The 12,877-nt window shown below is 50.3% G+C and carries 10 protein-coding genes and 1 pseudogene; 2 read left to right on the forward strand and 9 right to left on the reverse strand.

Annotated elements, in window-relative coordinates; genetic code table 11:
* The 9 genes from QM579_RS11890 to QM579_RS11930 form a co-directional block, all read right to left on the reverse strand.
* A partial coding sequence (locus QM579_RS11890) for a bacterioferritin (protein ID WP_414999353.1) occupies positions 1 to 520 on the reverse strand: 520 nt, incomplete at its 3' end.
* Between the two features lie 230 nt (positions 521 to 750).
* Positions 751 to 1,161 carry a Fur family transcriptional regulator gene (locus QM579_RS11895; RefSeq protein WP_414999354.1) on the reverse strand — a complete coding sequence of 137 codons (411 nt, stop codon included), beginning with the start codon at positions 1,159 to 1,161 and terminating at the stop codon, positions 751 to 753.
* Positions 1,162 to 2,093: 932 nt separating this feature from the next.
* On the reverse strand, positions 2,094 to 3,143 hold the full coding sequence (locus QM579_RS11900; RefSeq protein ID WP_414999355.1) for a glucokinase: 1,050 nt from the start codon (positions 3,141 to 3,143) through the stop codon (positions 2,094 to 2,096).
* A 12-nt stretch (positions 3,144 to 3,155) separates the two neighbouring features.
* Positions 3,156 to 4,622, reverse strand: a complete 1,467-nt coding sequence (hldE, locus tag QM579_RS11905) for a bifunctional D-glycero-beta-D-manno-heptose-7-phosphate kinase/D-glycero-beta-D-manno-heptose 1-phosphate adenylyltransferase HldE (protein ID WP_414999356.1) — start codon at positions 4,620 to 4,622, stop codon at positions 3,156 to 3,158.
* A 39-nt stretch (positions 4,623 to 4,661) separates the two neighbouring features.
* Complete coding sequence (locus tag QM579_RS11910) at positions 4,662 to 6,626, reverse strand: glycosyltransferase (protein ID WP_414999357.1); 1,965 nt, start codon at positions 6,624 to 6,626, stop codon at positions 4,662 to 4,664.
* A 58-nt stretch (positions 6,627 to 6,684) separates the two neighbouring features.
* On the reverse strand, positions 6,685 to 7,866 hold the full coding sequence (locus tag QM579_RS11915; RefSeq protein WP_414999358.1) for an ABC transporter permease: 1,182 nt from the start codon (positions 7,864 to 7,866) through the stop codon (positions 6,685 to 6,687).
* Between the two features lie 272 nt (positions 7,867 to 8,138).
* Positions 8,139 to 9,317 (reverse strand): glycosyltransferase, encoded by a 1,179-nt coding sequence (locus QM579_RS11920; protein ID WP_414999359.1) that lies wholly within the window; start codon positions 9,315 to 9,317, stop codon positions 8,139 to 8,141.
* A 58-nt stretch (positions 9,318 to 9,375) separates the two neighbouring features.
* Positions 9,376 to 10,041, reverse strand: coding sequence for a hypothetical protein (locus tag QM579_RS11925; protein WP_414999360.1), 666 nt, complete (start codon positions 10,039 to 10,041; stop codon positions 9,376 to 9,378).
* A 31-nt stretch (positions 10,042 to 10,072) separates the two neighbouring features.
* Positions 10,073 to 11,164: a glycosyltransferase family 4 protein gene (locus tag QM579_RS11930; RefSeq protein WP_414999361.1), complete on the reverse strand. Its 1,092-nt coding sequence runs from the start codon at positions 11,162 to 11,164 to the stop codon at positions 10,073 to 10,075.
* 213 nt (positions 11,165 to 11,377) lie between these two features.
* Between QM579_RS11930 and QM579_RS11935 the strand changes: the two genes are divergently transcribed.
* Together QM579_RS11935 and QM579_RS11940 are read left to right on the forward strand one after the other, a co-directional pair.
* Positions 11,378 to 12,388, forward strand: coding sequence for a hypothetical protein (locus tag QM579_RS11935; protein ID WP_414999362.1), 1,011 nt, complete (start codon positions 11,378 to 11,380; stop codon positions 12,386 to 12,388).
* Positions 12,388 to 12,877: pseudogene (locus QM579_RS11940) on the forward strand (alkaline phosphatase family protein); the annotation flags it as partial. The gene QM579_RS11935 and the pseudogene QM579_RS11940, both read left to right, overlap by 1 nt.

The raw sequence follows: 12,877 nt of genomic DNA on the forward strand, positions 1-12,877 counted from the left end.
CAGTAACAAATCCCTTGCTGGCGGCTCCGGTAGATGAGGGCGTGCCCGCAATTTTAGCCAGATAAGTATCGCCCAATTTGGTGATATGCCCGCCAATATTTTCATAATACGTCAGATGAGCCTGCTCTTCATCAATGATGCGCTCAAAAAGGCGAGCTGTGATAATATCGCCCTGTTCTTTACAGGTGCTAAGGAATTGGCTGTACGCTTCAATAGTGGCGTCTTCCTGGTTAGCATCACTTTCGTAAATAGCGGGCACATCCTGTCCGGTGACGACTTTACCTTCTTTCTGGGAAGTTGGTTCGCCACCAAGTTCCTTAATCCGTTCTGCAAAATTCTCAGCGTGGCGCATTTCGTCAATGGCGATAAGTTTCATATTCGCAGCCAGTTCACCATAGTCCATATCATCCAAGCTATAATGCTGATTCATGTACTGGTGTATAGCGTGCAACTCCATGGCGCGAGCCTTGTTAAGAACTTCAATCACCTTGGCCTTACGGTTTTCTCTATTTTCTGCCATTCCGAAACTCCTTGGTGTTATAAACAGGTATGCCTCTTCATAAACCGATTCGAAAGAACATACAAGCAGGGCGCCGTTGGAAATACCGAACAAAGGAGCGGAACAAATTAGAGAAAAACTACCTTCGCAACTTCAGAGGCGCTAAGCTGACTATGCTGCATAAAAATTGCCGAGGATGCAGCCCGCGAACAGGCTTATATGGCCCCCAAATGCAATCACGAGAAAGTACCCTAGTGGCTGGTGCTCCGCACGCGCCCAGCGCAATCTTGGCAAATTCCGTCATACTCGATGCGTGAATTGAGGATGGAAGCAAATCCTTCCACATCCATACCTTCCACAGAAGGCGCCTCACGGGGGGCCATCACATCGCCAATACGACCGCACTGTACACAACGCACATGCTGATGGCGTGAAATGTCACCATCAAATCGTTTTGTTGAACCTGCAGCCTCAAGACGACGAATTTCACCGCTGTCTGCCAGAAAATCCAGATTGCGATAAACTGTCCCAAGGCTGATTCTCGGTAGGCGTTCTCGCACGATACTGTAGAGCTCATCTGCAGTTGGATGTGTTTTGGTTTTGCGCAACTCTTCCAAAATTACCGCACGCTGGCGAGTCATTCTTGTTTGAACTTGAGCCATATTACTCTCCATATGATAGTAAAAATTACTGTTATCGAGGATTGCTGTCAAGCCCAATCTCAGCAAAAAACTATCGAGTTTTTTGCTGTCCAGACTTTACAACCCGAATAGCTAGCAGGCCATTCAATACGACAACTGCTAATGATGCTATCCGCAGAACAAACATATAATTGCATGCGGAAACTTCATATTACTTGCAGCAGCAACGTAGGTGTAAACAAACCTTCGACACTAGCAATGCGATCTGACAGTGCACCAGATTAAAAAGTATTATGAAATTATACTTTACTGGCCAGACAGACTAACTTTAACGGATTAGTACTGCCACACTACGTATTGGTCGCATATCCACAGTGACTTTACTTCGGCAGGAGAAGCTCTTTAGCCAGGACCATAAATGCTGTACAGGTCCCGGCTCCCCCATAAACCTTCAACTCCCGCCGAAACTAAACCGCTACGGCTTCCAGCAGCATAGACATCCCATCTATGCCAGAGGAAAGCTCTGACGATATTGATTGCCTTGATTGCACATGCCACAACGCGTCTCCACGATTCGCAAGAAACCGCTTTTTTTTGACATGCGCATGGTCAGTGCCTTGCATCCATTGGTGTTTGCTAGTTCACCTAACATAACTGTAAATAAACACAATTGTGAAGTAACAGCATCTTATCAAGCTGCTGCCTGAACTAAAACGCCAAATACAAGCCACAAAGCACGGCATTGCTGCCGCACCCTGCACTTCTACTGCTTCTTACGAATCAAATGAGTTTGGTAAGTTATAAAACTTCCAACAGGAGGTCAAGCAAGAAGCACAATACAAGCGGTTGTATTCGCAGGTTTACAGACAATGAATCGTTTTATTTGGAAATTTTATACAATAAAATTTAGCGCATTGTGCCATATCAGCGCTATAGATTGCACTACAGCGAAGCTACAGCTGTACATTTGAATATATCTGCCCGTTCGCTTGTAACATTGCCTGACCAGCAAAAGCTGCCCCCCATAGGCCACTATCGGTATCTGTTACAAGATATACAGGAGTATCTTTCAAAAGTGATGCGTTAACGCCAGGATATGAGCGCAAAGCTTCAGAAAACACTGAACTGGTGACACAGCGCGGATTTGCAGCAGCGATTCCCCCGGCTATCCACAACCCTCCCGAACAAAGAGTGGACAGCATCCAACCTCTGCAAAAGCGGCCCAAAAAACGTGCGTACCATCGCAACGTTGGGGTCTCTTCTCCTAGAGCCTGTGCACCGACCTGTTCAGGCTTAAGAAGTTGACCAGTCAGATAATAATGCAAAATGGCAAGGCCATCACCGCAAAGAACATTCTCGGCACTGACAAAAGGCCGCCCCAGCTCTCTGCATAAAAAACGTCTGTATTCCTGTTCCTCTTCGCCCAAAAAAGCAAAAGCCGCGTGACCAGACTCGCTGGGAAAAGGTATCCACCCCCTCCCAGCAACAGATAAAAGGCTGGCGGCTCCAAGTCCTGTACCAGCCCCTATGATGGCACGAGTCCTTCCGTTGCCTGCCAAAAAACCACTGTCCACCGCCCCTGTAGGTCTTAGCTTGCCTGCAGATTCAAGCGCCTTGCCAATTGGTGAATCAGCAACACTCAGAGCATGAGTTCCCGGAGGCGTCAACATGGCATAAGCTTGAAGGGTAAAATCATTGAGGAGTAGACAATGTTCAACATGGCGCAGGGCTGGCACTTCTGCAAGGTCTACATCGAGATTACCGTTGGTGAGCCGCCCTCTTTGACCATCCACTGGTCCAGCCAGTCCGACAACAATGGCGGCGGCGGTTTCAATTGGCAGGGACAGCTCTTCAGAAAGTGCAGTAAACAAAGCCTGGGCGCTGCCCAGAGAGCTGGAATTGATTCTGGTTGAGAACTCTAGAGCCAGTGTATTGTTCTCAAAAATGAAGCTGCCGAACCGACAGTTTGTGCCGCCTACATCGGCTACGAGGATTCTCTGCATGACAGATTCCTCTTAACGAGGGAGTTCACTTCCGCTTGAAGCGTCGATTTTGGACACGATGTTGGTGGTGCTGCACCCGTCAACCAGATCAGCCAGATAGACTCGACCGCCTGCTGCCTGCACTATATCCGCTCCCACCACAGTTCCCACCGTATAGTCGCTTCCTTTAACCAGCACATCAGGCTGTAACGTCGTAATGAGGTTCAGCGGCGTATCTTCATCAAAAAGTACTACGGCGTCTACACCGTTGAGGGCAGCCAGCAACATAGCCCGACTCTGCTCATTCTGTACCGGACGGTTTGGCCCCTTAAGGCGGCTAACGGAGGCATCAGAATTCAATCCAACAACAAGGCGAGTCCCTTGAGCGGCACTTTGCCGAATAAGAGAAATATGGCCTGGATGCAGCAGATCAAAGCACCCATTGGTGAAAACAATGCTCTCACCCTTTTTCCGCCAGTCTTCAATTTTTTCATTAAGATCTGCTAGCGTATAAAGCTTGGGATTATCTGCTCCCTGACGCAGGGCCTGTCTCAACTCGGTTATGCTGACAGGAGCGGTGCCCATTTTACTAACGGCCACACCGGCAGCAGCGTTGGCCACATCCATGCTTTCTTCCCAGGACAGCTTGTTGCCAACACAGGCAGCAAGGGTGGCAATGACCGTATCGCCAGCGCCGGACACATCCGACACCTCACGTACCACCGCACGAATATAACGCGGCGACATCTCCGGTGCAAAAAGAGCCATCCCCTTAGAGCCGCGGGTTATAAGGACCCGCTTAATTGAATAGTCGGAACGCATTTGAGATGCAAGCTTTTCACGTGTTTCCCGGTCAAGTGGCATGTCTGGATCTCTACCACAAACAGCATCAAACTCAAGCCGATTGGGTGTCACACAATCGGCCCCCGCGTAACGCTGCCATCGCAACCCCTTGGGATCAACCAGCACCGGAATGCCAAGACGGCGCGCTTCTTGTATAACAGGGCTGCACAAACTTGTTCTCTGATCATTTTCCAGCAGCACTCCTTTACCATAATCGGAAAGGACAACCACATTACAAGAAGGCAACAAGTCACGCGCAGCTTGCCACATGGAATCAAATTCAAGGATTGTAGGACTGCGACACTCTTCTTCATCCAAACGCAACAGCTGCTGCCCTTGGGCGAGTACCCGCGTCTTGCAGGTCGTGGTACGCGTTGTTGAGGATACGAGGTGAGATTCAATGTCAGCCTGTTCAAGACTTTGGCAAAGATCAGCAGATGCTGCATCGGTGCCAACAAGGCCAACCAGCACCGCCTTTGCCCCAAGATGGGCCAGGTTTCGCGCCACGTTGGCAGCCCCGCCAGGTGCAAACCAACGTTTGTTTACGCCAAGCACTGGCACAGGAGCTTCTGGAGAAATGCGTCCAACTTTGCCTGCGATGTAGCGATCCAGCATGACATCGCCCACAACCAGCACACGTACATTGTCAAAATTCATGGCAATTCCGTTTCGGTCTGTGGACGCAATAATGCAGTCTCACAGCTTATGACAGGCTTCTTTGAAAAAGGCGCTCATGCGTGCTTCAACCCCTTCTTCATCAAGGAAAACAGGTAAAGCACGGCGGGCTGCATCACCCAGCCGTCGTCGTTCATGAGGTTTTTCAGCCAGATCCTCAAGAATAGCGGCCAACGCGATCACATCATTCTGGGGAAACACTCGCCCGTTTTGCCCATTGGTTACGGCTTCTATCTGACCAGGGAGATCACTGGTCACCACAGCCAACCCAAACGCCAAGGCTTCAACAAGTGCAGAAGGCAATCCATCCATATCGCCTTGACGTGTTTTGCGACCAGGAGCCACAAAAACATCCGCCTTATTATAAAGGTCCGATATATTTTCGTGAGGAACCTGCCCCATAAACTGCACTTTACTTTGCAGGCCGAGTCGCCAGGCCAACAAGCGCAAACGTAACCGATCAGGCCCACTTCCCACAAGCTTGAGCTTGAAGTCCAGTCCCTTACTCTTAAGAATTGCGCATGCCCGCAAAAGCACATCATACCCCTTGCGTTGGCAAATAGTGCCTACAGCCAGGATATTCAACTCATTTACGGGACTGTGGGTTGCCCCAACCTGATCAGTGTCTTCTTCAGGAGGCGTCAATGTTAAAGGGTCGCGCAGCACAACAAATTTATTCTCTGACACATTTGGCATCAATTCGCACATGGCCAGGCGCGTGGCATTTGTATCACAGCGAACAAATACCGCATCCCTGACTTTTGATTCCCAATTCAAGCCTGGGCTGGCAAGGTCATGCGACCTCACGGCAAAGGCATACGGTACCTCAAGCAAGCGTGAGGCCACCCATGACGCAGTGGCGGGTCCGTGTGCTCCGGCGGCATAAAACATCTCGATGTTTTCTTCCACACCCCAACGGGCCAATCGGGCCCCGGAGCCAAAAGAACGCAAATGGTCCCACAGCCAGCGCCCCCAGCGCCCACGCCCAGGCAAAGAACGCCAAAGACTCCATAAATTGGCAGAAGATCCCCGCATATGGCGGAACATGTCCATATAGGCCCCAAACATGCGCCAAGTACCAATACGCCGCACAGCAAGAGGCAAGGCGTATCCTTCGGGGCTACTTAAAAAACCATTATCACGGATGGCATAAATACGTGAAAGAAGGCCATTGGCATGCAGATGATGCGCCTCGTTCATGAGGCACTGCCCCGATGCTTCAGGAAAGCGCTCAGCTACCAGAGCCCCCCGAACTACAGGTTTGGGTCCAGCCAGAAGATTATATTTTTCCTGAGCGTCAATACGCGGCACTTCACGCTTGCGGCAATGCAAAATACCGTCTTCAAGCGTGTATACACTGTCACAAAACTCGGCCATCTTGGGGTCATGGGTCACCACAACCATTGCCACACCACCAGTGTGGCAAAGGCTGCGAAAGTTATCCATAATGAGACGGCTGGTCTTGGCGTCCAGGGCACCAGTAGGTTCGTCAGCGAGAAGAATACGGGGATTGTTGACCATCGCACGTGCAATAGCCACGCGCTGCTGCTCACCACCTGAAAGGCGATTGCTGCGGTAATGCACGCGCGCTGAAAGACGGACCAGTTCCAGAGCGCGGATCACTCTTTCCCATCGCTCCTGCGGAGGCACTTTTTCATAAATAAGAGGAAACTCTACATTTTCAAAAACAGTAGAGTGATCAAAAAGATTACTGGACTGCATGACAAAGCCCATAGTGCCACGCCTGAAGGCAGCAGTTTGCTCTCTATCAAGATTCAAAACATTTTCACCGAGGATTTCAAGAAAACCCGCGTCAGGAGAATGCAGCATACCAAGCACATGCAGCATGGTAGATTTACCGCAGCCAGATGGCCCCATAATGGCCACCATTTCCCCGGGCTCTACTTCAATATTTACGCCTCGTAGCACTGGGGCAAAGCCAGCATAGCATTTGTAGAGATCTTTGGCGACAATAACGGGAGCCATGAATCACCCTGTCCATAAACGGTCCTACCTCAAAAAAGGGGCAGAACCGTAATATTTTTTACTCGAAACGCAGAGCCGTGACCACATCCATTCGGCTTGCCTGAACAGCCGGATACAGGCCACCAGCCACACCAATGACGGCGGAAAAAACAATACTGCCAAGACTACTGGCCAACAGCAAAGGAAAGGAAATTCCAGTTCCTAGAGATAAAGCGCCGACTTGAACCAAAGCAACGCCCACTGCAATACCCAGCACGCCGCCAGCCACGGATTTACACAGAGCTTCAGCCAAAAACTGGGCCAAAATATCTGAATCTGAACCACCCATGGCCTTTTTGAGGCCAACTTCTCGGGTACGAGCTCTTACGGCCGCAAAGGTACCATACCAAATACCAAAGCCGCCTAGCATAAGTGAAGCGGCAATACCAAGCCAAAGCAGAACTTCCACCCACAAAAAAGTGTCTTGAATACGGGCCAGTTGATCTTCCTGAGTGTGTACCACCAAGTAAGGCGCGCTTTGGTAATCCTTTACTACTACAGGTATTTCCTTGACCAAAGGGGGCACGTCCTGCCAGCCGATGGCGCGCACAAAGAGCCGTGTAACCTTGTCGCCGGCCCAGTTTCTATCGATCATGGTGGTATAGGGCAAAAAACCGCCTTGAGACCAGCTACCGAGCATTACCCCGCTCACTACTCCCACCACTTCAAAAACATCCTGCTGCAAAAAAAGCAGTTTTCCAACTGCATTGGCAGGATCGCCATAGAGATCCTGCGCTGCTTCACGGCCCAACATGCACACACGCTTGTGTGAAGCCACATCTTCAGTATCCATAAAGCGCCCGGCGACCAGTGTCAGAGAAAAAACATCAGAAAAATACTGGTCAATACCGATGAATCCGACATTGAGGGTACGCTCTCCCTCACCGCGAAGGACAAAGCCTTTACCTTCACGGATATTCTGGCTCACCATAGACACGCCGGGCAATCGACGCAGAGCTTCAACAGCGTCGGGATAAAACCCACGCATTGGTTGACCTGGGTACTGGGCGTCATCCATATACACGCGGATAACGTTGACGCCCCCCATCAACACCATATCTTGCCCGACTTTATAGCGAATTTCGCGCCCAAGCACAGCCAATACTATAAAGGCTGTAATGCCCAGGGCGATGGACAATATCACCCCGAAGCCGCGCTGGCGTACAACCTGACGTAAGCTGACGCGAAAAAGGTCGGACATGGCAATCATAGCAAGACCACTGTAAAAATATCCTTGAACAGACAATACACGCCAATGCTGCACACAGCATGCGATAAGTCGCCACAGATGTCATTTATCAATCTATTCCGGGTATGTTACCGGAAAACTCTTTCTTTTTGCTCAAAAAGGGCTAATGATTATATAAGTCAGAAGAAGCATATGTCAAAGATTATCTACCTTGCGATGCTGGCCGAAAAGTCTGATCGTCAAATTTCATTCGGGCAGTGGCAAAAAGTACTCGTAAGCAATCCTTAAAACTTGCGTTCTACTCGAATAACCCTGCCGCATCGTCCAACTACATAGCGCTGCCCATGCCAGACTATACTTTTGGCAATCAAACTGTGGGCATAAACCAGTACAAACATAACAACAGCGTCCAGAAAACTTAAAAACCATCGACTAAATGAAATGGAATGCCGCAAAAGCCCTCTCCACAAGTGCAGCACTTTAGCCAACAGGATCACCCATAGCACTACAAGTAATACAGCCAAGGCGCTACTCACATTGAAAAGCCCGCCCAGCAAGATGAATACACCCATCAATGGCGGCACAACCATCGCAATGCACATGAAGCCCAATAGCCCCCATTGCAATGGCATGCAAAATTTAAGAAAAAGCACTTGCCTGTCCATCCACGCTCGCCACACATGACGCTCATGATTTGTGGCCTCAGTGTGCAAAAGAGCCCCGGGACACAAACGTACAGACACCCGCAAATTTTGAAGGCGGGCAGAAAGTGAACAATCATCAACAACGTTGCACGCCCACAGCTCCTCAACAGCATATCTGCCGAAAGCTTCACGCGTCATTGCCATTGCACCTCCCCACAGTTGGGTAAACGAGGACACTGCCTGCAAAAGGCGCATAAGCAAAACACACATGGCATAGGCCAAGGTTACAGGGCGGTGGTCATTCGGAATTACCACATGATAGCCAGTTGAAAATTCGGCTTCACCCGCGGCAAGCGGCCCAACAAGGTGGCGCAAGAAATCAGGCTTGGCCATATGCGTACTGTCGCAAAAAACAAACACTTCAACTTCATTCTTCACTGCAGCTACGCCGCGAAGGCTGTTGTGATTCTTCTGCCCACAGTTATGCGCCGATCCTGCTACCACATGCCGAACATGCGGATAGTCTTTCTGAATACGCCGAACGAGATCTGCTGCTGGCTCTTCATTGTCAGCCGTAACTAGAACTGGAATATATTTCGGATAGTTCTGAATGAGAAGGCTTCTCACGGCAGCGGACATACGCCTATCCGTTCCGGCCATAGGCACAATCATGCCTACAGAGGGCCAGCGGTCTTCTGGCAAGGCACGGTTGGCAGCGTCATCAAGCCGGGCACGGCGTGGCAAGGATTGGCCAGTTTTTGCCAAAATATAAAGCAGTAGGCATTTAAAAGCCGCCAACACGAACCAAAGCCAGAACATAGATACTCCTTAAAAATAAACTGAGACCGAGGCAGTGTCCCCGCAATTAAACTGTTGCCTATTCTGGCAGTGGAGCGCAGTTTTCAGGTGCAAGAGGGACATCGTAGGTACGCTTTCCCTCGAGCTGTACTTTCATACCATTTTTAAGTTTGATAGTTCCCTCGACTTTGTCTCCGGAAACTAGACGCCCCTTAAATGTATGGCCTGAAGAATGGCGTGCCTGAATTTCATTGTTTTGAACACTTCCCACAATGTGGTACACGTCAACTTGGCCATTGTACAGGCGTAACTGTACGACTCCACGTACATTTCCATCGGCAGAGAAGCACACGCCCACCTTGTAGGTTGAGGAATAAAGAGAGCCTGTCCAAAGCTCCCGTACCTCTACTGGGCGGTCATGAGGTTCCGGGGGCAAAGCACTAACCTCTTCACTGGTTAAACTAGAGACAACCTCGCCCGTTGCTTTTGTAGGAATGGTCCCAACAGAGGCCAGCTCCCCCTGGGAAGCGTCTTTTGAGAAGCCCTCTTGGCTGAACACAAGAACACATACTAGCACGGTAAAGCATATCAGTGTGTAGATATGGTGATTCAAAGAAATTTTTGAATTGTTCTTGGAGACACAGTGGAACGAAGAACACAGCTCTTGAGCGCCCCCTATCAATTTATAACCAACAACCTTCGCATCTGGACTGGAGACTTCAAGTTTTACATTAGCTTTTTCCATGAAAATATTCTCCTAAACAAAAGAAAATCTTTCATTTTAGTCGGGTGAAAACGTCTTCATGAGCGTTCACCATGGCTGTGAAAGAAAAATCTCTAACAACCCGTTGCCTTCCGGCTAGCCCCATTGAATCACACAGGGCATCATCGTCTAACAACCTGCAGCAGTGGCGAGCAAATACTGCGGCATCACTTGCTGGCGAAAGTAGCCCGCTTCCTTCCTGTTCAACTAGGCGGGGAATCCCCCCAACCGAAGTCGCGCACACCGGTAAACCACAAGCCATCGCCTCAAGGATGACATTGGGCTGTCCTTCGCGTGCAGAAGACAAGGCAAAAACTCGCGCTGCGGCGTAATGAGTACGCATGTCCAACCCGCCAGGAACAAAGTCAACTTTGGAGCCTGCTGAATTTTCCGCAGCCCAGCGCTTGAGTACAGCTTCTTCAGGGCCGTCTCCCACAAGACGCAAGCGAGCCAACGGGTGAGTTTTCAACACAATATCAAAGGCGCTCAGCAGCGTCATATGGTCCTTATCGCCTGCCAGACGGGCCACACAGAGTATGAGCGGATCCCGAAGCGAGGGAGCAGACTCTGAGGGTACAAAAAAATCAGTATCAACACCGTTAGGAATGTAACTGAGCCGCTGCTGAGGAATTCCAAAATTCAATAGTATTTTTTGTAATGCTTCTGAATTGCATATCATATGATCGGTCAAGCGCCAGAGGAATCTCTCATGCTGTCGCGCAGGGGCCCCGCCACCACGACACGTGCCTACTACCCGAGGGCTATTTCCCCCCCTCCAATAGCGTTGGATGCGCGGCCAGATGCGGCCCCAGATATTGGGTAACGCGGTGCAAGGCATGATGATATCAGGAGCAAGCAAGTTCAGGCGTGTTGCAAGCTGTAAAAAAAACGTGGGCGACACATGCCGTCCCCCCCCGAGATGGTGTAATTCAATATCCACATCTTTGACTGCAGCGTCCAAATCTGTCGGGCCTGTAAGCGTGAGCATTATCGGGGCAAATTTTTGCCTGTCGAGACGTCGCGCCAATTCAAGAGTTTGACGTTGAGTACCACCATAACATAGGTCTTCCATTAAAAAAAGTACGCGCAGTGGTAAAGAGGGCATGATTCTCCTTATAGGGATAAAAGCCATTGAGGCTTTTACATATAAACATCAGTTGAAGGCAGGTCTCGCCTGCCTTGACGAACGATTGGGCCCATATTCATGTATTCCCGCGCTATTTGCAAGTGAGGCCCTGCTCATGTGATAGGGAACTATCCGCTTTTGTTGACGCACCGCCGCGTTGCCATACACGGAAGTTGAGCATACTATATGCAAATGACTCAAACACCCGCGACAAAGCAGACCATCAGCCAGCCAATTTACGTCATTGTCAGTCTGGATGTGGAAGAGGAAGGACTCTTTTCGGGAAGGTATGCTGCTTCGGATTGCGGAGTACGCAACGTGGCTCTGCTCCCCCAACTTGCACCTCTAACGCAAGATCTGGGCTTTCCTTTGACACTGTTTTGCGCCCATACAGTTTTTGCCAGTAGTGAGGCTAGGCCGCACCTGGCGTGGATGCGCGACAATTGCCAGGCTGAAATTGCTGCCCACCTTCATCATTGGAGTACCCCTCCCCTGCTTTCATGTGAAGAAGACCCGGTCCAGACGGATGAGGCCCCTACCCGCACAGACCAGCTGCCACGTGAACTTCTGCGGCAGCGGCTAAGAACCTTGCTGGATATTGGTCATGATTTTCAGGGCGCGCCTTTGACCAGTTTTCGCATGGGTCGCTGGGACTTGAAGTCCAGCGTACGCCCTTTGTTGGCGGAGGAAGGCATCACATTTGACAGTTCCGTCTGCCCCTTGCGAATCTTCCGAGGTGGGCCCGATCATTTTCTGGCGCCAACCACCCCATACTGGATCAAAAATGCGCCGGGGCTTCTGGAATCTCCAGTCACCCAGCTGCCCTTGCACCCATTTCTAGCGCGCGCCTGGTATCAGCTGACCCACAAGAACCCAATGGCAGACTCTTTCCACTTTTGGGGAGCCTTAAGCCCCAATCCAGTATGGCATAGCCAGGCCGTTATGCGCGCCGCTACCAAGATGCTGCTGCGCAGGGGCGGAAAAGTGCTCAGTCTTTTCTGGCATTCCTCAGAAATGCTGCCCGGCGGATCACCTAATATTCCTGATAAAGCAGCAGCGGATGCTCTATACAAAAAAATTTACAACTACCTCAATTGGCTGCGTGAAAATTATAATGTCAAAGGGGTTACAGCTGCCCAATTGCGTGCAATGGCTCCTTCTTTAAACTTTGGCCTACGGCCAGAGGGTGCTGGGGACTGGTAATGAATCGCATACTCTTCGTACTGCTGGATGGCCTTACCGCCTCTACTGCTCGGCGGTGCCTTTCCTATCCCCAAGCGCTTGAAGAGGGTGGCCAGGCTCGCTACGTTGAACTTGAGTGCTTTCTTCCCCCACTTTCTCGCCCCACCTATACAACGTTGCTCTGCGGCTTGCCTCCTGCAAAAAGTGGCATCATGCATAATGATGATAAAAGAGCCTGCCCCGCACGTAGCATATTTGCCAAAGCACAGAACGCGGGCCTTGTGACCGCCGCCGCTGCATACTACTGGATGAGCGAATTGTGCAACACAACACCTTTTGATCCGGCATCCCATCGCTTAACGAATGCCCCCGGCATGCCCATTGAACACGGCCTGTTTTATAGTAATGATGATTACCCGGATAATGAGCTTTTTAACGATGCAGCAGCGCTTTGTCAGGGTTTTGAGCCTGATCTTCTAATGCTTCACACAATGGGTATTGACTACGCCG

The organism is Desulfovibrio sp. (assembly GCF_047607245.1).
Taxonomy (GTDB): domain Bacteria; phylum Desulfobacterota; class Desulfovibrionia; order Desulfovibrionales; family Desulfovibrionaceae; genus Desulfovibrio.